At 37.8% G+C, this 22,714-nt stretch carries 21 protein-coding genes and 1 pseudogene; 2 read left to right on the forward strand and 20 right to left on the reverse strand.

Features of this window, described 5'->3' with window-relative positions; translation table 11 throughout:
- Positions 1 to 15 precede the first annotated feature (15 nt).
- From J2Y03_RS12755 to fabG, 15 genes and pseudogenes are all read right to left on the reverse strand, one after another.
- Positions 16 to 222: a hypothetical protein gene (locus J2Y03_RS12755; protein WP_310194647.1), complete on the reverse strand. Its 207-nt coding sequence runs from the start codon at positions 220 to 222 to the stop codon at positions 16 to 18.
- Positions 223 to 404: 182 nt separating this feature from the next.
- Positions 405 to 2,306, reverse strand: a complete 1,902-nt coding sequence (locus tag J2Y03_RS12760) for a PKD domain-containing protein (RefSeq protein ID WP_310194650.1) — start codon at positions 2,304 to 2,306, stop codon at positions 405 to 407.
- A gap of 223 nt (positions 2,307 to 2,529) precedes the next feature.
- Positions 2,530 to 6,756 carry a multicopper oxidase domain-containing protein gene (locus tag J2Y03_RS12765; protein WP_310194652.1) on the reverse strand — a complete coding sequence of 1,409 codons (4,227 nt, stop codon included), beginning with the start codon at positions 6,754 to 6,756 and terminating at the stop codon, positions 2,530 to 2,532.
- A gap of 137 nt (positions 6,757 to 6,893) precedes the next feature.
- Entirely contained in the window at positions 6,894 to 7,985 is a 1,092-nt protein-coding gene (locus tag J2Y03_RS12770; RefSeq protein ID WP_310194654.1) for a copper resistance D family protein, read from the reverse strand.
- A 2-nt stretch (positions 7,986 to 7,987) separates the two neighbouring features.
- Positions 7,988 to 8,572: a copper resistance protein CopC gene (locus J2Y03_RS12775; RefSeq protein WP_310194656.1), complete on the reverse strand. Its 585-nt coding sequence runs from the start codon at positions 8,570 to 8,572 to the stop codon at positions 7,988 to 7,990.
- Between the two features lie 366 nt (positions 8,573 to 8,938).
- Positions 8,939 to 9,124: a 4-oxalocrotonate tautomerase gene (locus J2Y03_RS12780; protein ID WP_310194658.1), complete on the reverse strand. Its 186-nt coding sequence runs from the start codon at positions 9,122 to 9,124 to the stop codon at positions 8,939 to 8,941.
- A gap of 33 nt (positions 9,125 to 9,157) precedes the next feature.
- On the reverse strand, positions 9,158 to 9,940 hold the full coding sequence (locus J2Y03_RS12785; protein WP_310194660.1) for a 2-keto-4-pentenoate hydratase: 783 nt from the start codon (positions 9,938 to 9,940) through the stop codon (positions 9,158 to 9,160).
- Positions 9,941 to 9,998: 58 nt separating this feature from the next.
- Positions 9,999 to 10,775 carry a 2-keto-4-pentenoate hydratase gene (locus tag J2Y03_RS12790; RefSeq protein WP_310194664.1) on the reverse strand — a complete coding sequence of 259 codons (777 nt, stop codon included), beginning with the start codon at positions 10,773 to 10,775 and terminating at the stop codon, positions 9,999 to 10,001.
- Positions 10,776 to 10,792: 17 nt separating this feature from the next.
- Positions 10,793 to 10,909: pseudogene (locus J2Y03_RS12795) on the reverse strand (aldehyde dehydrogenase family protein); the annotation flags it as partial.
- A 413-nt stretch (positions 10,910 to 11,322) separates the two neighbouring features.
- Positions 11,323 to 12,633, reverse strand: coding sequence for a hemolysin family protein (locus tag J2Y03_RS12800; protein WP_310194666.1), 1,311 nt, complete (start codon positions 12,631 to 12,633; stop codon positions 11,323 to 11,325).
- Positions 12,634 to 12,689: 56 nt separating this feature from the next.
- A complete protein-coding gene (locus J2Y03_RS12805; RefSeq protein ID WP_132095602.1) occupies positions 12,690 to 13,103 on the reverse strand; it encodes a MerR family transcriptional regulator in 414 nt (137 codons plus the stop codon).
- A 135-nt stretch (positions 13,104 to 13,238) separates the two neighbouring features.
- Positions 13,239 to 14,171: a manganese-dependent inorganic pyrophosphatase gene (locus J2Y03_RS12810; RefSeq protein WP_132095600.1), complete on the reverse strand. Its 933-nt coding sequence runs from the start codon at positions 14,169 to 14,171 to the stop codon at positions 13,239 to 13,241.
- A 439-nt stretch (positions 14,172 to 14,610) separates the two neighbouring features.
- Complete coding sequence (locus J2Y03_RS12815; protein ID WP_310194669.1) at positions 14,611 to 15,012, reverse strand: MaoC/PaaZ C-terminal domain-containing protein; 402 nt, start codon at positions 15,010 to 15,012, stop codon at positions 14,611 to 14,613.
- Positions 15,009 to 15,458, reverse strand: coding sequence for a MaoC family dehydratase N-terminal domain-containing protein (locus J2Y03_RS12820; protein WP_310194672.1), 450 nt, complete (start codon positions 15,456 to 15,458; stop codon positions 15,009 to 15,011). Before J2Y03_RS12820 ends, J2Y03_RS12815 begins: the two co-directional genes overlap by 4 nt.
- A gap of 24 nt (positions 15,459 to 15,482) precedes the next feature.
- Positions 15,483 to 16,247 carry a 3-oxoacyl-ACP reductase FabG gene (gene fabG, locus J2Y03_RS12825; RefSeq protein WP_310194674.1) on the reverse strand — a complete coding sequence of 255 codons (765 nt, stop codon included), beginning with the start codon at positions 16,245 to 16,247 and terminating at the stop codon, positions 15,483 to 15,485.
- A gap of 353 nt (positions 16,248 to 16,600) precedes the next feature.
- On the opposite strand from fabG, the gene J2Y03_RS12830 reads away from it, so the two are divergent.
- Positions 16,601 to 17,893, forward strand: coding sequence for an ATP-binding protein (locus tag J2Y03_RS12830; RefSeq protein WP_310194676.1), 1,293 nt, complete (start codon positions 16,601 to 16,603; stop codon positions 17,891 to 17,893).
- A 47-nt stretch (positions 17,894 to 17,940) separates the two neighbouring features.
- On the opposite strand, the gene J2Y03_RS12835 is transcribed toward J2Y03_RS12830, so the two are convergent.
- Together J2Y03_RS12835 and J2Y03_RS12840 are read right to left on the reverse strand one after the other, a co-directional pair.
- The gene (locus tag J2Y03_RS12835; RefSeq protein ID WP_310194679.1) at positions 17,941 to 18,156 is read right to left on the reverse strand and encodes a hypothetical protein; all 216 of its coding nucleotides are present in this window, start codon (positions 18,154 to 18,156) and stop codon (positions 17,941 to 17,943) included.
- A gap of 185 nt (positions 18,157 to 18,341) precedes the next feature.
- Positions 18,342 to 18,653, reverse strand: a complete 312-nt coding sequence (locus J2Y03_RS12840; protein WP_310194680.1) for a phage holin — start codon at positions 18,651 to 18,653, stop codon at positions 18,342 to 18,344.
- Between the two features lie 146 nt (positions 18,654 to 18,799).
- On the opposite strand from J2Y03_RS12840, the gene J2Y03_RS12845 reads away from it, so the two are divergent.
- A complete protein-coding gene (locus tag J2Y03_RS12845; RefSeq protein WP_310194683.1) occupies positions 18,800 to 20,902 on the forward strand; it encodes a PBP1A family penicillin-binding protein in 2,103 nt (700 codons plus the stop codon).
- A 27-nt stretch (positions 20,903 to 20,929) separates the two neighbouring features.
- Here the strand turns inward: J2Y03_RS12845 and J2Y03_RS12850 are convergent, their stop codons facing one another.
- The 3 genes from J2Y03_RS12850 to J2Y03_RS12860 are packed head-to-tail and all read right to left on the reverse strand — an operon-like array spanning position 20,930 to position 22,711.
- The gene (locus tag J2Y03_RS12850; protein WP_310194685.1) at positions 20,930 to 21,646 is read right to left on the reverse strand and encodes an ATP-binding protein; all 717 of its coding nucleotides are present in this window, start codon (positions 21,644 to 21,646) and stop codon (positions 20,930 to 20,932) included.
- Complete coding sequence (locus tag J2Y03_RS12855) at positions 21,643 to 22,125, reverse strand: ECF transporter S component (RefSeq protein WP_310194686.1); 483 nt, start codon at positions 22,123 to 22,125, stop codon at positions 21,643 to 21,645. Before J2Y03_RS12855 ends, J2Y03_RS12850 begins: the two co-directional genes overlap by 4 nt.
- A 1-nt stretch (position 22,126) precedes the next feature.
- Positions 22,127 to 22,711, reverse strand: a complete 585-nt coding sequence (locus J2Y03_RS12860; protein WP_310194690.1) for a cob(I)yrinic acid a,c-diamide adenosyltransferase — start codon at positions 22,709 to 22,711, stop codon at positions 22,127 to 22,129.
- Between the last annotated feature and the right edge of the window lie 3 nt (positions 22,712 to 22,714).

The raw sequence follows: 22,714 nt of genomic DNA on the forward strand, positions 1-22,714 counted from the left end.
ACCTGGCCACAATCTTTATTTACTTTTCAAAAATCGGATGATGATTCCCCCTACAATGGAGCCAATCGCAGCTACTCCAAAAATCATGAAATAAAGTCGTTCCGCCAAATCAGCCATTCCTTCTCCAGGAAAAAACTCTGCTTTCCCATACATAGCGATGGCGGCTAAAAATAAGATCATCGATGGAATCCAAATAATCCATCTAGGATTTACTTTTATCAATAAAAATGGAAAGACCAATCCAATAAAAAACAACACCAAGAAAAACATGGCTTCAACCCTTTCAAACTCCTTTTCTTATTAGTCGATGGAATGACCCTCTTCGTTACGAATATGAGATTAGAAGAAAGCCCATTAAAAAAACTGGAAAGAAACTAACAAATAGTTTCTTTCCAGCTAACTAGTTACTTGATACCAATAATTACAGGTACATTATTCAGTTTCCCACCAGAACTGGATACAATAGTGAGGGTTTCACCCTTTACAAATGAAAGTCCCCTTTTTGAGAATATCCATTTTCCATCTGAACCTACAACTGCTGTTCCGAGTGGAGTGGTTTGATTTACTTTCCATAAGGTGACTGTAACTCCTGGTCCAAATACATCACTTGTTCCATTTACGTTTAATATTCCTGTGCTTTGAACAAATGTGACAGTCTGCGCAGCAAGTTTATCTGGAGCTGGTGTGATTGTGACTACATTTGTTGATGTTTCTCCATTAAAGCCGGTAACAGTTAATTCAAAGCTCACTGGTACGAATTGTTTAGGGAACGTAAACGTTGGGTTAGCAGTGTCTGCCAAATCTAGAGTAACTGCTGGACCGCTAACTTGTTCCCATTTATAGCTCGCTGCATTAATAGAGGCTCTTCCATCCAAGGTAATTACTGAGCCCTGTGTTTTACCTGTTTGAGCGGGACCTGCATTTGCCGAACTATGGACAGTCGTAACTTCTACCGGCACTGTTGTGCTGCCATCTTTAGCAGATTTTATAGTAATCGTTGGCGGTACAAATAACGGGTTACTAATTGCCAACGTTCCTATAGCAGGAATTTTTTTGTCCAAATTATCTGAATTAGGAACTATTTTATCCAAACCTTGAACTGTTAATGTAGGATTAGTTACCTTATCACTAGATGAAGCAGTTACAAAAAGAGTTTTAGAATTTGTATCATATTTAGCAGTGGCCGTAATGTAATCCACAACTTGAATCACTTTTTTAGTATTTGGGATATCCGTTGTATTTATCACGGTCACATTTTCAGGTGTTGTACCATTATAAGTTACACGCCCAAAATATTGTCCATTTAGTCCTTCTATGGTTTTATTATTTTGGTCGACCCCTGGAAAATCAACAACAAAATCATATTTTCTATCTTCTTCTGTAGAAGCAAATACATCGATGGTACCACTTCCCGTTGTATCCTGGCTGTATGTAGCTCTCATGACATCAACACCAGCTGTTGTTGCTTCTTTTCCCATTAAACTAAATAAATCTGTAGAAACACACTCATCACCACAAGTACCATCGCTTTCAATTCCTGGTCCTTCAATTTTGAAAATATTTTGGTTATTATATCCATTTTTTATTTTATGAGGTTGGTCCGGGTCGCCTACAAATCCTGGTGGCCTATCATTTTCTGTATCCCATTCTAGGAAAGTCCCAATTCTGCTTGTCTTAGCTCCTTCGAAGCCGCCGTTAATCCCAATATCTTCAACAAATCGGATTTCACCTGGTCCTCCAGGTTGTGGATTTTTTTTACTCTCTGCCGTTGCAACTATCTCATCTACTCCGTATGGATGTGTAATGGTATATTTACTGCCGGTAAGTAAATCGTCAACTCGAAAACGTACTCTTCCAAATACAATTTGATCCCCATCTTGAACAATTTCATTTGCCCACGCAGCTTCAAGAGCAAAAGTGGCATCCGCATCTCCTCCAGACGGCAATGTGATTGACGCACTTGCCAGCTGATAAAATGCCTCTCCCGGGAAATTACCAGCTTTAACATTGAGGTTCGGGTCTGTCGGAAATTCCCCTGCTGGAAAACCACATAATGGATTAGCTCCATCTAGACAAAGCTCTAGCCTTTTACCATTCGAATCCTTATACCATACAGGATAACCATATTCCCCAATTGGACCAACTTTTTGGAGTTTTGGGATGTCCTCTATTGGTACAATCGCTTTTGCCGCATTATCTCCCCAAATTCCACTACTAATAACTAAAACTACTGTAATAACCAAAAGAAGAAGGCTTTTTAAAGTTGACGGCTTCTTCCTCTTTCTTCTCTTACCTCTTGGTAACATTCACAACCCACCCTTTTTCAATTTTTCAACCACAAAAAACTAGTAATCTTTATAACTTCAACCCTGATAACCCTCCCATTTTTTCAATTTTATTCCATATAATAAATAGATAGACCTATTTATTCACTGTTACATAGTGTTAAAATACTATTTACACTTCATCAAAAAGGGAAGGGGCAGTGGAAGATTCGCCCCACCTTCTTCTAAAGAAAACTATTAAATATTAGGGTGCAAGGGATGATCTCTTTAAATCAGTATCTATTAATATAGATTTTGCTAATAACGATTCATTCCCAAATTTATCGACCGAGGTAACGCTGTAATAATATCTAGGGGTAGCAGGACTTATTGGCAACATATAGGATAATGATTGGATAATACTAGAATTCACCTTTTGGTAACCCCTTGCTGTGGATGTTGTCCTGTAAAGGTTAAAGCCTACAATATCTTTGTTAGCATTGGATCTCCATTGGAAGTTAATATCCTTCTTATTTAACGAAAGAACTCCACTAATATTAAATGGCTCCTCAGGACGACGGTCAGGCAGCGTCAGCAGCTGATTTTTCGGTTGATTATGAATCCGAAGCATCCCCCATAACCCACCTTCCAAATATCTCCTTAGCTTCATTTCTCGATAAACATAATCTCCTACTTGGTTAACAAACCCGTCATTTTGTACAGGAATAATATCCAAGGTCTCTCCTGGAGTAAGGGAGCCCTGACTAGAAACAAGCTTAGAGTTTGGATTTGTCCATTGATAGCGCCAGCGATGACTGTGAAGCGTAAAGACACTTCCTCTTGACCTATCAGCTGTTTGCATCACCCTTAAACGGATTGGGTCGCCTACATAGGCTTCCGGTATTGGGGTTGACGGATCTCCATGGATAATTGAGCTAAAAAGTAGTGATTTATCAGGATTAGCAGCTAATCGATGTTTAAATGGTTCGGAACTGTAATTGATTCCTTTCTCACCACGGTCCTCCATGTCAAGATCAGCAGCACCCGGTGTTGGAATACTTCCATCCTTGCCTATCGTATAGAGACCATCTGAGAACATTAACACCTGTTCTCTAAAATCAGGTTTATCCGGAACGATAATATCCGCTCGTGCACCTGCCATAATTTCCTCACCAGTTTTCGGATCACGATATTTCGAGCCTTTCGGTTCAATAATTAGTGATCCATATGCACCATGTAGTCGATGGCTGCGGATGTCCCCATAATCATAAAGAATGGTTCCACCATATTCTTTATCTGCATACCATTGGTAAGTAATTTTTTCACCTGGTCCAATGGTTTGGTCATAATTATAGCCAATTGTCGCACCGTCAGATCCCTGCATATCATATTGAACCATTTGTGGGTGCAAGGAAACTCGGTTAGAATTCTTCCAGTTCACTTGGTTTGCCATTAATAATGCAGGATCTGCCTGGTTTTCAGGTGGATCTAACGGGAGTTGATTGGAAAGCGTAACCTGGATACATTCCCCTTCATTAGCTCGAATAACCAGTGGTTCAGCAGCTTTCTTGCCATTTTTAATATCTAAATAATCTTTTGTAAGAGAAAACATCATACCAAATGGATCATGATCACCATAATTGTTATAAACAAGATCCTTCATAAACGCGGTAATATCAAACTTTTTTACCAAAACACCAGGAGGACAAGGATTGCCAGGTGTTCGTGCTTTTGGCGGTTGTTTACCATTTTTCTTCATCTGATTGACCTTCCACGGTACAACCGCATCTTTTAGTTGTGGTCGATCTGGAAGTTTTTGCAGAATCGGTGTTTTTTCTCCCCAAACCCGAACAAAGCCCCATAAACCACTCCACAAATCTTCAATTGGCTGAGAAGACCATAAATAATCCCGCTGCTCCACACCAACAGGGTTTGGTTGGATATCCATAGTGAATTGTTCAGACATACCAATGGTTTGGGTGGACGTTAATTCCGAATCCTCAACACCAGATTCACGCTTCCAACTTAATCCATGTACATTGAAATTATGCTGAGTTTCATGTGCTCCTTGGATTAACCGAATTTTAATGGGATCTCCAGGATAACTTTGAATAATCGGTGTCTGTGGATCCCCATGTACCCATGAACTAAAGACATAAGCAGGATCCGCATTATTTCTTCGAAAAAATGGTGCATTCGAATAATTGACGGCAGCATATCCGTGCGCGTGTTTGAAATTTGGTGGGTCTGTCTCTAATTGAAGCAGGTTTCCATTTTTGTCCCAAAGTCTTGCGAAATCATGGTAAATGAGAACTTGTTCACGGAAATCTTCTTTTTCAGGGTGAACAATCATCGCCTCCGTACCGGACCTTATCTCCCTGCCTGTCTTCGGATCCAGCCATTGTGAGCCTTTTGGTTCGACAATTAAGGTTCCAAACGTTCCATGGAAGCCTTTCTCACCGGCAGACATATGATCATGGAAAAGGATAGAACCTTCCTCATCTGCATACCAGCGGTAACGGATTTTTTCTCCAGGTTCTGTACCCTGATTATAATTCCAACCGACTGACGTTCCATCAGAACCTAACGGATCGTAAGCAACAAAATGGATGTGAATCGAAAGTGCATTCGGTTCTTTGGCATTAAATAAGTGGTTTTCTAATGTTACTTCCACACAATCTCCCTGATTGGCACGTATCGCAAGTGGACGTGGTCTTAACTCTCCACGCAGGATCTTTTGTTCATCTTCTGCTAGAACATACATTCGACCTTCTTTATCACGGTCGCCTTCCGAATTGTAAACAATCTCAGTTTGAATCCCGACAATGTCGTATTTACGTATTGGTGCATCTTTTGGACATCGGTCGAAATTAGGTGCTCCTGGTACGAGCGCACCTAAAGCTGTTTTTTCTGAGTCTGTTGCTGGACGTAATTCAGGGTCTGGAGGCTTAGGTGCACGTTTTCCGATTTCTCCAGGTATATAGTGAGGGAATCCTGGATTTTGATCCGACGGATTGTCCGGTGATTCTCTATCCGTTAACGGAAGCAAGTCAGTCTGTGCTTTATCGTAAACCCTCATTAATCCCCACATTCCTTCAAGATAGTGTGGAAACAAATGACAATGCCATAAATAATCCCCTGGTGCTCCAGTGTTATCTTTGTCATATCCAGCACCAAATGCTAATTCAGCGGTTTGGGTATCACCTATATTCAACGTATCAGAGTCAACCGTGTTTGTTTTCTTGGTATCACTTTTCCATCGATGCCCATGAAGGTGAAAAACATGATTTTCATCACTGTTTGCTCCAATTACTCGATATCTAATAGGGTCACCAACATAAGCTCTTGTGATGGGTGTTGCCGGGTCACCAAATACCCATGATGAATAAAACATGGTAGGGTCTTTACCATCCTCGCCCATTGCATTTTTCAATCGCTCATCCATTGGTTCTGCACGGTAGTTTACAGCATAAAGTTCTTTTTCATTTGGGTCATCTACATGGGGTCCATGAGGTTCCTCCCCTGGTTCTTCCTCCTCAGGTGTTCCTGGGGGCTGAGGGGTACCAAATTGAGCACTGATTCCATCATGGAAAAACAATGTGAATTCGCGGAAATCTGGTTTGTCAGGTAAATGAATATCAGCGTATAATCCGCTTTTTAATGCTTCACCCGTTACAGGATCTGTCCATGTTGCTCCTATTGGTTCAACAATTAATGCCCCGAATAGACCATCACCCATTGTCCCCCTGCCGCCGGTTGGATCGGTAAAGTACGTTAAGTCCGCACCATTATAAAAAAAGAATGTTCCTTCATCTGAAGCATTCCAGGTATATTTAATTTCTGTATTTGGAGCAGCAGTGGAATCAGGATTATATCCTGCAGAGGTGCCGTCTGATCCCCTAACATCATATCCAACACCTTCAATATGAATCGAGGTCTTCTCACTTAACTGATTGCTAAATGTCACCTGAATACAGTCACCTTTATTCGCTCGGAGTGCTAGCGGCTGAATCTCCTTTACAGGTTTTCCAGGATTTTCGGCAATCGCTGCTCGAATCTTTTCAATGTCTTCTCTTAAGGCGTAAATTTTAGCGTTAGGATCATGGTCACCAAATTTGTTGTAGACCATATCTACTTGTATAGCGGCAATATTAAAACTACGAACTGGAGCTCCTTTCAGACATTTTTCATTCGGCATTTCTAGACTAGCCAATGAGACCGGCGCAGTTTTTGGTTGTGCAGCTTTTGTTTGAATAATTGCCTCGTTGGAGGTAGCCACTTTTGTTTGAGATTTATTTGCTGTTTTTAGTATTTGTTGATTACTAGAATATTGTTTTACGTTCGTCTTTGTAACTGAGGCAGGCATAACTTTATCCAAAGCCAAAGCATGTTTTAATTCCGATGAATGCACAATAAAAACGACTGAAAGAGATACAATAGAAAATAAGATAATGAAACAGATTAATAGGAAATAAGAATTTTTTTGCTTCAACCTTTGTACCCCTTTCAATGCCTATGATATGTAGGTAGATTTTCCACAGCAGCTATAAAATGTTATATGACTAGGTCTAATTTAATATTACTTTTTTCATGTTCAGTCATTTTTTACATTACATATTCAATAAAAACTCAATAAATTATTGGATAAAGCACACAAGAAAACATCAAACCTAAATACAAAGTAAGTATAAAACAGCCCCCAAACACAGTAGCAAAAACAGGACTCATTCGTTTATAACTAATAATGATTAGTAACAAAAATAGAAACGCGGAAGTTATTAATAATACGGATAATAAGGTTGGTGCAAATTCAATTTCTATCGGTACCAGGATGTTCTTAGCTAACAACCATTCCATCCATGTTGGAGGTGCAGCGGTTTGGGCTTGGTATACCATTTCATAAGGCGGTGATAACGTGCCTAACACTGCTGTAAAATAGAATACAAGTAAAAGGATGACACTTTCTGCTTTTAACCATGTTCTTGGTTCATATTCAGATGATGCAGAAACCCTTTTTGATAGAATGCTATTAATAATGGCAAACATGATGACAGGAATAATACTTATGTGCTTAAAAAGAAGCATTCTTCCGTACTGTGTTGCCCATCCATTTAAATACTCTGTTGGCTCTTCAATGGTGAACATAATGACAAAACCAGTTGCAAAAATATTTAACAGACAGACAATTGCCAAAGGTGTAAACCATTGTAAGAACTCTGACCAATTTTCTTTATTTCTAGAAAAAAATGATACATGGAGCAGAACACCAACCCATATCGTAACCATTAGGAAATGGGTAGTATGAGAAAATATACCGACAACAAATGATTGGGAAGAAACATGACTCCCATATCCAATGGCAATCAACATCAAAACAATCCAAAATGCCTGTAAATATTTTGAGCGCTCAAGATAAATCGTTAACCATAAAAATATCCCAAATAAGGTGATAAACAACCACGCCTGCCCAATTTGAAAACTGGTTAAAACAGAGGTTGCTTTAGATAGAAATCCGGCTGAATGATCAAAAAACAAAATTACGGTTAAGACTGGTACAAAAGTAAGAACTATGATTCCTAATGTACAAATTAGCAACAATGACTTTGGTAGATGAATGGTTGGTTTTTTCGATTCCGGAACAAATTGTAGGACAACATGACCAACTAACAGAGAAAATAATAGATAATTGCCAAAATCCGCTATAGGCACTAATACGTTCATCGTTAATTCTTCTTTCGAATCAGCAGTAATCCAATTCCTAAGATCATTACGAATCCAAGGATCATCATGATTGTGGTTGTATTGGATCTGCTTTTTTCATCAGTAGTATCATTTGACACTTGGTTTTCGATGGCTTGACTATCATCATTACCACTAGGAGTAATCTGAACCTCAACACTATTTTCCTCGCTACTTTCTGTTGTGTTTGGACCTTGATTTGTTGAAGTAGTAGCTTGCTCGTCTCTCTGAACAGTGAAATTGATTTCTCCTGAGATTGGATGTCCATCAACACCGGCAATATTCCATTGAATGATATAGGCTCCATTTGCTAACGGCTCCGCTAGCATTCCTACCATTCTCTCGGCTTCAATTTGTATCTGCAGTGTAGATACCTCCGTACCATCTCTAAATACCTTCATTGAGCTTAATTTTTCAATGTTCCCATCGAAGGTTAGAATGATTTCTTTTAACTCATCATCTACTACCTGTCCCTCTGCAGGGTTTGAGTTGGCTAAGTGGGTATGAGCAGAAATAATAGAAGGTAACAAAAAAAACATACAAATCATGAGCAAACTGATATTTTTCAAGATGATCCTCCTTAAGTTTTTACTTAATACCTATTCACATAAATAATTAATAGCACAATTGTCTCCCCAAAATAGTACTTTAGTTGTAAATCTATTACACTATATATTAATTGATAACCTCCAAAACACCTCTATTAATTGTTCGACAAATACCAACCAGTAATACTGAATTAATCATAAATTGTAATATTCTCAGACCTTCACCTACAGTATTCGACAAAAAAATGAGGCTGACTCAAAGGTCGTTGAATGACGAATTTTTGGGTCCGTTTTTATTTCATGTGGCTTTTAGACCACAAAAAAGTGGTGCCCCTAAAGATATACTTTTGGGACACCACTTTCTCACTTATCCTTTTTACAGATATTTTATTTCTCTGACATTGGTTTACCGGCTTTCCCCCAATGTGTTTTCGGAATCTCGGTAACAATCACTCTTATCGTCTCTTTCGGTGCACCTAATGTCTCCGAAACAGTATTAGTGATATTTTGTATAACTTCCGCAACCTTTTCTTTAGGTCTTCCTTCTATCATTTGTACATTTATGATTGGCATTCTAGCCACTCCTTTAATAAAAACTTTTCGCTCTTAATCCGTAACCGTAAAGGTCACTTCACCTAAGCCTTCAAATTTTCCACTTACGACATCGCCATATTTCAACATGACGGCACCAGTAATTCCGCCTGTTAGGATAACGTCTCCTTTACGAACTTTTTCTCCTTTTCTAGCCAGCATATTTGCTAACATTGCGACGGAATGAGCTGGATGGCCAACGACTGCAGCACCTGCGCCTAAATCCTTTATTTCTCCGTTAATGGATAAAGTAACACCTACTAAATCCAACTCAAATTGCTCAGGTTTCTTAAGTGATGTACCAAATACAACCCTTGAGGTAGAGGCATTATCTGCAATAACATCCGGTAAGGTAAAATTAAAATTTTCATAACGGCTATCTATAATCTCTAATGCCGGAAGAACATATTGTGTTTTTGCTAGAACTTGGGCACCTGTGACACCTGGGCCTTCTATGTCTTCTCCAATCACAAAAGCGATTTCTGCTTCCACTTTCGGATGTATTTGCTCATGAAGTGGTACCTGACCGCCATTTTCAATAAGCATATAGTCAAACACATATCCATAAATGGGTTCGTTAACATTCATTTGCTTCATTTTCGCATGACTGGTTAACCCCATTTTGGGTCCAACCATTCTTTTCCCTTCATTTAACTTGATGTTGACAAGTTCTTGTTGAACATGATAGGCTTCCTCAACCGTTAAATCAGGCTTCAAGTTTGCTGTTATTTTTACAACTTCTCGTTTTTCCACTTCAGCAGATACCAAATATTCAGCTAACTCTTTATATTGACTCATTACTGTTCCTCCTCAACAAATACACTTTGCTTTCTTGAAATAGTTCATTTGATCTTTGTTAAAAGCGGACACTTACTTGCCCGATATGAGCAAATCTTGCCGTAAACGTATCGCCTTTTGTTGCAACTTCTGCTGCAGAAAGTGCTCCAGATAAAATTACTTCACCAGCATGAAGGGTAATATCAAATTCCGATAATTTATTGGCTAACCATGCCACACAGCTTGCTGGATTTCCTAACGCTGCTGCCCCAACACCGGTATTGACAAGGTCTCCGTTTTTCGTTAAAACCATGCCAATCAATTCAAGATTGATATCCTCAATTCTAGTAGGCTTCCCACCTAGTACGTAATATCCGGATGAAGCATTGTCAGCAACTGTATCTGCAAGTTTGATTTTCCAATCCTTCACACGACTATCAACGATTTCAAGTGCAGGAACAACATATTCAGTAGCTTGCAAGACGTCGAGAGTGGTTACATTTGGTCCTCTTAATTCCTTTTTTAATATAAACGCAATTTCCGCTTCCACTTTAGGTTGGAGTACATCCTCAATTGAAATTCTCCCACCATTTTCTACTACCATGCTATCAAGTAAATGCCCATAATCTGGCTCTCCAACTCCAAGCAGATTTTGCATGGCTTTTGAAGTTAAGCCAATTTTTTTGCCGACGATTTTCTGTCCTTGCTCCAGTTTTTTGTTAATATTTTCAAGTTGAATAGAATAGGCTTCCTTCTCTGTCAATTCCGAATCTATTGAAGTAAGCGGTGCCGTTCCTACTTTTGTGGCCTCTGCTTCCGCTAATTGTGCAGCAAATTGTTTTACTTTATTTGTCACTTGTCTTACTCCCTTTCCTAGAGCTTAATTGTGATATTCGATAATTCTGAGTAAAAATTAATACTATGCATGCCCCCTGTTCTGCCGATTCCGCTATGTTTCATCCCGCCAAATGGAGTCCGAAGGTCGCGTAATTTCTTCTGATGCAGGGTTGATGTTTTTCGAATGATTTCTTGTTTTGTGATTCAACAAATTGACCGTTGTTAAAATGTAAACAATTAATCGCTCTTACTCTAGTTTCTACTTGAATGTCTGTAATCCTCCTAGTAATCTATAATAATTTTTGTATTTTTATAATTTTATGGTAACGCTAACGAATTCCACATACAACGCTGCTGTTTCTCTATATGCAGCAACTCACAAAAAATTTCAAACATAACTTTTTTTCACTGCATTACTTAAAGACGAATCAGAATGTTTTTAATCTTCACTTTTCAAATAATGTTTTTTTGATATATTGCATCAGCACAGATTTTCCTTAATTATTTAATCAATGTATCTAGATTAATAAAAAAACCCTCTTGCAATTTATACAAGAGGGTTTTGTCTACGCAATTGATTCATGTTTCATCAATTTCACAATTTCTAGTAATTTAATATGATAACCATCGATTTCAAGGACTTTAAATTCATAATCACCATATTTAACCTTATCACCTTCAACAACATCCATTTTCTCAGATAGAATCCAGCCGCCAATCGTATCCATCTCATCTTCCTGGATGTCTAATCCGAATAAATCATTTACTTCATCGATTAAAACTTTTCCATCCACCACGGTTTTATGTTCACTGATTTTGTTGATTTCTGGAACTTCGTCTTGGTCAAATTCATCGCGAATTTCACCAACAATCTCTTCTAGAATATCTTCAACCGTCACTAAACCTGCAGTACCGCCATATTCATCCATTAGTATGGCCATGTGAACACGTTCTTTTTGCATTTTAACTAATAAATCATGAATGGCAATCGACTCAATTACCTGGATAACAGGTCGAGTATATTCATCAATTGGAGTATCAAGGTTCTTACCGCTGATATAATCTGTCATTACTTCCTTCATATTCAACATACCGACGATATTATCTTTTTCACCATCAATTACTGGGTACCTTGTATAATTTTCCACCTTCACAATCTCTAGACATTCTGCTAAAGTTTGTGATCGATCAAAAACGACGATTTCAGTACGCGGAACCATAATCTCTTTTGCAATACGATCATCAAATTCAAAAATATTATTCACATATTTGTATTCAGATTGATTGATTTCACCGCTCTTGTAACTCTCAGAGATAATTAATTGAAGTTCTTCCTCTGAGTGAGCTTCTTCGTGTTCTGAAGCTGGTTTCAAACCAAACATTCCAACTATTAAACGTGCTGAACCATTTAAAGTTTTAATAAATGGGTACATGATTTTATAAAAAATAATCATTGGTTTTGCAAATAGTAACGTAACTGCTTCTGCTTTATGAATCGCAATCGTTTTCGGAGCAAGTTCTCCAACTACAACGTGAATAAAGGTTACTGACACAAAAGCAATAATAAAGGACAATATTCCTGCTGCTGAATCTGGTGTATTTAATTGTGTAAACAATGGGTGAAGTAAACGTTCTACAGTAGGTTCACCCAGCCAGCCTAATCCTAAGGCTGTAACTGTAATACCTAATTGACACGCTGATAAATATTCATCTAGATTTGATACTATTGTCTTAGCCGCAATTGCCTTTTTATTGCCTTCTGATACTAGCTGATCAATTCTTGTACTTCGGATTTTTACAATGGCAAATTCGAAAGATACGAAGAATGCCGTAAAAGCAATTAAAATTGCAATTACAATCAAGTTAATTAATGTCAATGGTCTCCTTACTTTAAAGTAAAAAGTAAGGAATACACCTCCTGGTTTTTGTAAAGTTAACTTAGTAATAATAATAAGGTTTGGGCTAATGGAACACCTTGCGAGGAAAGCTTATTTACAACCATTTCTTTTTGATTTTGGTTTAATTTTTGAAGAATAGGTTCAATCGTTTCAATTTCCTCTTTAAGATGACGCATTAATATCCCAATTTGTTCAAAATGCTTTTCAACTTTTTGTTTGTCAATGCAGTTCTCAGTCTTAATTAACTCAATCGAAGACTTAATCTCTTCAAGTGGCATATTAAGGTTTTTATAGTGTTCAATTAAATGCATAATTTGAATGCAATCTTCTCCGTACAATCGATAATTAGAATCCGTCCGAACAGGGTTTAGTAAGCCTATTTGGGTATAATAATCGATTGTTCTTTTAGAGAGATTCATTAACTTCGCTATTTCACCAATACGATACAACTTCCCAACTTACTCACCCTTTCTCTGATTCTATAAATATACCATATCCTAAAGTGTACAGTCAACGTAACAGTTCTGACTGATCATCTCAGTAAAAAAAACCGTTCCTGTAAAAAGAACGGTTTCACTTCAAAATTATCCTTGATTGAAAATATCAGTCAACACTGGTACGATTTGTTTCTTACGTGAAACAACACCCTTTAAAACAGCTGTGTTATTCTCCAACGTAACATTGTATGCTTTTTCAACAACACTTGTTTTACTTCCTAGTGCTAAACCAACAGAATCATTCGTTAAGATATCCGTAACTACAAATAGAAATAAATCTAGGTTCTTTTCTTCAATATTCTTTGTAATTGCCACTTCTAGTTCAGTTTGACGGGCAAGAACTTCAGCAGTATCAACTGCATTTACTTGAGCGATTTCTACCTTACTAGTACCCATTTCGAATTCTTTTGCATCAAGTGTAATTAATTGTTCAATACTCTTGTCACTTAAATCGGCACCCGCTTTTAGCATTTCAAGACCGTAGCTTTCAGCATCTACACCAGCAATTACAGCTAATTCTTTTGCAGCAGCTACATCTTCAGGGGTGCAAGTAGGGGATTTAAATAATAATGAATCAGAAATAATGGCAGACAACATAAGTCCAGCAATTTCCTTTTTGATTTCCTTGCCATTTTCTTTGTACATTTTATTTAAGATGGTTGCTGTACAGCCTACTGGCTCACAACGATAGTACAAAGGATCACTTGTTTCGAAGTTAGCGATACGGTGGTGATCGATTACTTCTAAAACACGAACATCTGCAATATCATTGGCGCTTTGCTGGCGCTCATTGTGGTCGACTAAGATAACTGAATTCACTTCAGCTGCAACACTTTCGACCAAGCGTGGAGCTTCAGCCTTAAAATATGTAAGAGCATATTCCGTTTCACCATTAACGCTGCCTAGGCGAACAGGTTCAACATCCATTCCAAGCTGCTTTTTTAAATCTGCATAGGCAATCGCAGAACAAATCGTATCTGTGTCAGGATTTTTATGACCGAAAATAAGTACTTTTTCCATTGTTTTGACTCCTAATCGTATTAAAATATGTAGACAAGCCCCATTACTGAGATTGACCCTAACGAAAATTATATATGATTCTGTATAATGTTTCAAAAAAAAAGTAAAAAAAGCAATTATGACTTACAAAAATAAGAATATGTTACGTTTTTATTGTCAGTCTCTGTTCCAAAATCTCTTTTACTCGTCGGAGACTTTTACAATGTCTTTCGGTCACTCCACTCTTTTATAACGGCCGGACCGCCTTGTATTTTTCCATTTGGGGCAATAAATTATAGTTACCCAAATCATTTTATTTTCCATCTAACGGAAACTATGAACCTCTTATAGTGATCCCATAATTTTTTTCCATCTTTGTTCACTTTGACCTATCATTCCTTAGACTACAACTCCTAGAAATTAACCCAGCCCAAGGAAGTAATGGCTGGTTCATGATTATTTAATACTGATTAAATAAAACTTCCCCTTTTAAGACTTCATTCCCATTTTGGTTTATAGCTTGAACTTTAAAGCGAAGATTAGGCTCATTTACTTCCTTCAAGATAGCTTTCAGCGTTATTACATCATTTAAAAAAACCATACCTTTAAAGCGGATGGAATAATCCTTTACGAAGCCTTCTTCAAAATAAGGAGTAAATAGCTTTGCTAGATTTCCCATTGTCCACATTCCATGTGCAATTATCCCTGGTAATCCAGCATTTTTAGCTTCTTCATCAATGGTATGAATCGGATTAAAGTCTCCAGAGGCACCTGCATATTTAATTAAATCAATTCTTGAGACTGGCTCTAACTGAATTTCTTCTAATAATTCTCCAACTTGTAACTGCACAAGAGTACTCATTTTGCTAGCACCTTCCTCACTGCTTCAGAAATAACAACTGTTGATGTTGAACTGAAAATTGTATTACCTGCTAAATCCACACCAAAGCTTTCTAAAATGAGAAATCCCATTTCACCAAAGTTACCTTTTTTCTCAAAGTATTTCTTTACTTCGGAGTAACATAAAATCTCTTCACCCACCAGTAAAGGACGCTCGTAATGAAAAGTTTGTTCTCCATGAATTAAACCTTTGTTTGGCAGGTTTAAGCCCTCAATAACACCATAATCAAACGTCCTCGGAAATGTAGGCGGGGCAATATTGTTTTTATAGCGTGAATTTCTACCTGTTTCTTCATCGAAATAAATGGGATGTAGGTCTCCGATAGCTTCCGCAAATTTCTTTACGGCCCCTCGTTCGACTGCGTTCTTCACTTTATTTGAACGTTTTCCAACTTGATCGCTGAACACTATCCATTCGCCTCACTTTTTCGGTTAATTTTTCGGTCCACCCGCTACATAAATTACCTGACCATTTACAAAAGAAGATTTTTCATCTGCAAAGAAGGCAACTGCATTAGCGATATCCTCAGGCCTTCCACTTCTTCCAACAGGGATATGGGCTACACTCGCTTGGATTAATTGCTCAAATGGAACACCAATCCTTGCAGCGGTTTCCATAGTCATTTCAGTTTCAATGAAACCTGGTGCTACAGAGTTTGCTGTAATCCCATATCTGCCTAGCTCAATGGCAAGTGTCTTTGTGAACCCTTGCAATCCCGCTTTTGCCGCAGCATAATTGGCTTGACCTCGATTACCAAGAGCAGAAGTCGATGATATGTTAATAATACGACCGTATTTGTTTTCAACCATATATTTTTGTGCCGCACGTGCAGCATTAAAGGATCCTTTTAAATGAACATCCATAACAGATTGCCAATCAGAATCTGTCATTTTAAATAATAGATTATCGCGAATGACTCCTGCATTATTCACTAGAATATCAATGGAGCCAAATGCTTCATAAACCTCCTTCATCGCACCTTCTACCTGCTGTGCATCTACCACGTTCGCAACCTTTGAAAAAACCTCATAGCCTTTTTCTTTCAATTCATTTGTTGTTTCTACTAATGCCTCTTCATTTAAATCAATAAAAGCAACCTTTGCACCCTCTTCTGTGAAACTTTCCACTATACCCTTGCCAATTCCGCGGCTGCCTCCTGTAACAAAGGCCACTCTTCCAGTAAACCTTCCTGCCATTTATATTCCTCCTAAAATTCTATTATCGATAACTAGTAAAATATTAGATACCGCTTACAAATATTAGTATTAACAATAAAGCAGGTAACACCTTCACTCCCACAGCCGTTTGGAAATATATGCAGACAAAACCGGATTCATACCTACCGGTTAGTATGTTGACTCTATTTTATTCTGAACTTTCAGATAAAACAAGTTTTTTTATTAAAAATTGCAATAAACCTTTTTAATGTAAATATGTAGATTTCCAGCATTCTGATATTCCATAATTCTCAAATTTCGAGTACTATATAATATACAACTATATTAGTGTAAAATCCGGAACTTCCGTCCAGAGAAAACAGGAGAGGTAAATGACGAAAACGAAATTGGTATTACTGTACTTAATTGGCAGTTTGATTTGGCTTTCCGTAAGTAATTTTATTCTGATACATTTTATTCCTTCATCCCTTGATAATTATGTTGAACGAGGGAAAGAGATCTTCTATATTCTTGTCACGGGTGGAATATTTTATTTTTTCATTCTCAAAAAAGAAGAGCTTGATACCACGAAAGAAGAAGAAAAGCGTCTATCTACTTTAATAAACTCAATGGTTGATTTTGTAAACTTTAAAGACGGTGAAGGACGATGGATTCAATCCAATGATTTTGGGCTGAAATTATTTCAGCTTGAGAATGTCGATTATCGCGGGAAAAAAGACTCAGAATTAGCAAAATTTACTGATTTCTATGCGGAAGCACTAAAAAATTGTGAAATATCGGATGAAGAAACGTGGGACAATCAAACCATCACACGCTGTGAAGAGGTTGTCCCACTACCTGATGGAACATCGAAAATATTCGATACCATTAAAGTCCCACTGTTCCACGAGGATGGAAGCAGAGAAGGTTTAGTCATTATCGGACGAGATATTACTACATTAAGACAAACAGAAGAGCGTCTTAGCAGAACCGAAAAACTATCCGTTGTCGGCGAGTTATCTGCCAGTGTTGCCCATGAGATTAGAAATCCACTTACCTCATTAAAAGGGTTTGTCCAATTGTTACAAATGGAAGATGATAAACATCAAGATTATTACCAAATTATGTTAGATGAATTAAATCGAATTAACCACATTGTTGGTGAACTTTTGCTATTAGCGAAACCACAGCATATAAAATATACAAAAGTGGCGATTCAAAAAATATTAAACGATGTTATTTCGTTATTAGCGGTAGAAGCAAGCCTATACAATGTCCAAATTGAGTTTAATTTTCCAAAAGAAGAAATTATCCTAGAATGTGAGCCAAACCAGTTAAAGCAATTATTTATTAATATAATCAAAAATTCCATAGAGGCGTCGAAAAGTGATAGTAGAATATGGATTAATCTAGAACGAATTGAAAATGATAAAATATCCATTACTGTAAAAGATAATGGCTGCGGTATATCAACGGAACGTTTGCAAAAAATGGGCGAACCCTTTTATTCTTCAAAGGAAAAAGGGACCGGCTTAGGCTTAACCGTTAGTTATAAAATTGTTCAATCTCACAAAGGGAACATTGTTTTTGATAGTGAATTCGGCTGCGGAACCACGGTCAACATTACATTACCAATCGTACAAGACACCTCGATTGCAAAAGTTCATTCAAAAGTACACGTATAAAAAATTCCTTTACCAATTGGTAAAGGAATTTTCTATGCGTTGTTCAACTAATTTGAGCCTACTTTATTTATGTACTTTTGCCGAATATCTCTTAAATGTAATCGTATTAAAAAGAAGATTCCCAATGTGATTCTATTAATCCATAGCCTCGGTTTTCTATCTTTTGATCCATATACATAGCGATTCCAAAGTAAATAGATTGACTCCTCGAGAATAATAAAAAGAATGGATATAAGCATTCCCATACCAATCCAATACCACATATCAAGAACCCCTTTCTAACTGGAATACTCATAGTAGAAATGTTAACCTTTATCTTAATTATACCGTTTTACGACTATATCATTCTGAAATTTCACTCTTCTTTTATTTACAATTTTCTACAATAATAACGAAAAAACGCTCGAATCCACCCACATTGTTAAATCCAAGCGTTTTCTATACTATATTAGTTAGGTTTTTGATACGTTTTTGCTCGTTCGCTGTCGCTCATACCTTTCGTTGTAGGGTCTTGTACAAGCCCCATCATCGAAAGCAAAATGAAAATGGCATTAACAAAAGTTAAAATGGATTGCTGAATCGCATCAGATAGTTGAAAGTCGGTAATGCCCAATGCATTTAATCCTCCTAAAAGCATTTGTGCAACAATCAGGAGCTGCGCAACGAATGCCATAACCCAGCTCTTGTTTTTAAAGCGGACCTTCCAGTTAATCATTTTCTCATCCCCTTCATATGTTTTAGTCGTTCTTGCTTTTAACATATGCTTGGACTTAAAAAGGTTGTCCGCTAATAACACAGTATTAAAGTTTTTTATGAGATAATTACGAGCAAAGGCTATTATTGGTGTTTTTTCGGCAAAAAATTTATAATGAAAAAACAAAATCCTTTTGTAGGAAAGGAGAACAAATGGAGAAATTACGCCCTTATTGGGAAATGATTGTCCGTTTTTGGAAAAAGAAGCATCTAACACAGTTTTTTTTATTAGTCATTTTAATTGTTGTCCTTGTAACAATTGTCTATTTCGGCTGGCTTGCCATGAGGGCAAATGTCCAGTCATTAAAGGAAGGGCTTAGCCAACCGACCGTCATTTATGATAAAAATGGCCAAGTGGCTACAAATGTTGCCACTAATAGAACAGTGGGTATCAAGATTGAGGAACTCCCAAAATATGTTCCTGATGCGGTTGTTGCCATTGAGGATGAACGCTTTTATGAGCATCATGGTTTTGATATTAAGGGCATCACGAGGGCTCTTTTCAACAATTTATTTGCGGGAGAAATAACCGGCGGCGGCAGTACACTTACCCAGCAGTTAGCAAAAAACGCCTTACTCTCTCCTGAACAAACCTATAAACGAAAAGCGGAAGAATTATTTTTAGCAGTAAAGATTGAGAAGGTTTATAAAAAAGATGAAATTCTGCAAATGTACTTAAATCAAGTTTACTTTGGCTCAGGTGCATGGGGAATCGGCAATGCCTCCAAAAGGTATTTTAATAAACCAATTAATGAAATTACGGTCAGTGAGGCAGCCTTGCTTGCCGGTTTGCTAAAATCACCCAATTACCTTGATCCAACTATAAACTATGACGTGGCAATGAAACGGAGAAATGTTGTCCTAGGTAAGTTGAAAGAACTTGGTTTCATTAACGAAGAACAATTCAACGTGGCTATAAATGAACAGATAAAGATTAATAGCGGCAGCGGAAGTTTGGTTGAGCGGAAATTCCCTTATTATGTTGATGCTGTATTGAATGAAGCAATTTCTAAATACGGATTAACACAGGAAGAGATATTAACACGGGGTTATCGTATTTATACCGAATTAGACCAAAATCTCCAAACTGGACTTGAAAAAGTAAACAGTAATAAATCCCTTTTCCCGAAAGGAAAAGGTAATCAAATTGTCCAAAGCGGGTCGGTTCTTATGGATCCGGCAACAGGTGGAGTACTTGCACTTGTAGGTGGACGTGGCGAACATGTGTTTAGAGGATTTAACCGCGCTACCCAATTAAGAGCACAGCCAGGTTCCGCCATTAAACCGCTTGCTGTATATACTCCAGCACTTAAGGAAGGTTTTAGCTTTAACTCGGAGCTTGTCGATGAGCCCACTTCATTCGGTGAATACAAGCCAGAAAATTTCTCGAAAACCTATCAGGGCAAGGTTCAGTTGTATAAAGCGTTGGAGGAATCGTTAAATATTCCAGCTGTTTGGCTCTTAAATGAGATTGGACTCGATAAAGGGATAGAATCACTCAAATCCTTTGGTTTGCCAGTCGAAAAAGAAGATCAAAACCTGGCCATTGCTTTAGGTGGTATGAGCAAAGGTGTATCTCCGCAGCAATTAGCGAATGCATTCACTGTTTTTCCAAATGGCGGCGAACGACACGACAGCCATCTTATCACAAAAATTGTCGGTCCAACTGGAAATATTCTTGCAGAACGTGAATCGAAAACGACAAAGGTGACTACTAAGGAAATTGCTGATGATATGACATCTATGCTTCTTAATGTGGTAGAATCTGGAACTGGTAAAAATACTCATATTCCGGATGTGCAAATTGCCGGGAAAACAGGGTCTACCCAGCTCCCTTTTACTGATATTAGCGGTACAAAGGATCAATGGATGGTTGGATATACCCCAAACCTGGTTGCTGCAATTTGGATTGGATATGACCAAACCGACCGCGAGCATTACTTGCCAAGCAACGGTTCAGGAAATGTGGTGCCGATTTTCAAAGAAATCATGAAAGAGTCACTACCCCATTTACCAAAGGAAACGTTTGATGTCCTCTCGATAAATGATCAATTAGCTGGCAAAGTACAGACAAGAGAAGAGATTAAGAAGCAGGCAGAGAAAATAAGCAAGGAATTAAACCAAAATGCCCAAAAACTAGGTGAAAAGCTTAAGGAACAAGCTCCAACTTTGAAAAAGGGCTTCGAGGATGCCATGTTTTCAATCGGAAAAGGCATTGATTCCATCATCCAGAAGCTTCAAAGCTTAAAAGAATAGCACGCCACAATGGCGTGCTATATTTTTTTACTTATAAACTGTTAAGGAATGAAAATATCCTGCTGCCAATCTTTTTATTTCATCTTCTTGGTCTTGATCATAAACAATAATAAAGCACGTTGATGGCCCAGATGATTTTATAACATCAAGATTTATTTCGAGCCTATCCTTTGTAAATACCTTGGTTGGAAAAATCTGATTCAATTCCGTTAAGATCCCTTTAGATCCTACTGGCCAAGTGATGACATCCTTGAGTTTAGATACTTCCAAAAAAGTCAATAAAGGGACTACCTGATTTGCAAAGTCCACAACCTCGTTCCCAACTAATGGACTGCCTATGACGGCGAATTTATGGTGGGATGAGATATGAAGTTCATTCTGTTTATCTACATGCTTTTTTCCAAGAACCACTAATCCGATTGCAGATTGTTGTAAATGAAAATTACTCTCTGTACTGCCTGTTATCGACACATCCTGCCGGTTTAATTCTTCTAAGCCTTTTTCAATCCCCTTTACAAGTTCCCCCCAAGAGTCGTTCCCACAAAAATTATGAAGGACCACAGAAAACGGCTTCCCGCCTGCTGCGATACATTCCATAACAGCTACCCGAAAAGAAAAATAGGCAACTGTTTGGTAGGAAACATGTACTTGATCATGTTCTTTCATTCCAATTGCACCACTATTATCACTCGCGATAATCAGCGATTCATCACCATTTATTGGAATGGTAATAACATCTCTCATAGCTTTACGTCTCTTTTAATACGTTCTTGACTGACCAGAAAACGGAGACGAGGAATCGCAACTAGTGCTATACCAGTATTAATGATTGACCCTATAATCAGTGAAGGAACTATGGCGAGATAAAAGGCTGGATTCATTAAAAAAATAAATGGTAATGGTGCGATAAAAGCATTGGCAAGGATAAACATGATACTTGCAGTTGTTTTTTTTCCCTTTTTAAAAACAAGAGCAAACATCCATACAAGGATTGCCATTTCGATTGCAATTAAAGCATGCATTGGACCTAAAGGGAACCCCGCAATTAGGGCAGATAACAGGTGACCTAGAACACCGACAATTGCACCTGCACCACCGCCTAACAGAGCAGCAGCAATTAAGGCTGGGAATACATCAAAAGCTACACTGCCAACAATGGCAGGAATTTTAATGGCGGCGCCCACAGCAGATAATGCTGAGAACAATGCGAGTAAACTTAGCATCCTACTTGTCATCTTTTTGTTTACCATCTCTAAATACCTTTGCACTTCTTACATATTCTACATCTTTAACATTCAATCGATAATTTACCACCCTGGCCAGTGCAAAGAAATAGTCTGAAAGGCGATTTAAATATTGCAAAGCTAATTCAGGAGCTTTTTCTTCTCCCTTCAGTAATGTAACAACTAATCGCTCAGCTCTTCTTGTCACTGTTCTTGCAATATGAATCGATGCTGAAGGCTTTGTTCCACCTGGTAGAATAAACCTTTCTAGCACCGGGGCTTCTATAATGTACTCATCAATTTTCTTTTCTAAGTACTCAATCGCTTCTTTTTGCAGCTTTAGCTCGTACTTTTCAGAAACATTGGCGAGATCCCCGCCACAATCGAATAGTTCATGCTGAATTTTCTCTAAATCTGCTAAAACATCTGAGAATATTTCCACATCAAGCTCAGTAATAACTTGCCCGACAAAGCAATTTACTTCATCCACGGTTCCGTATGCTTCCACTCGAATATTGTCCTTGTCGACTCTTCCTCCAATAATACTTGTTTTTCCTTTGTCACCTGTACGTGTATAAAGTCTCATTCA

This window comes from Neobacillus niacini (genome assembly GCF_031457145.1).
In the GTDB taxonomy this organism is placed as follows: Bacteria; Bacillota; Bacilli; order Bacillales; family Cytobacillaceae; genus Neobacillus; species Neobacillus niacini_J.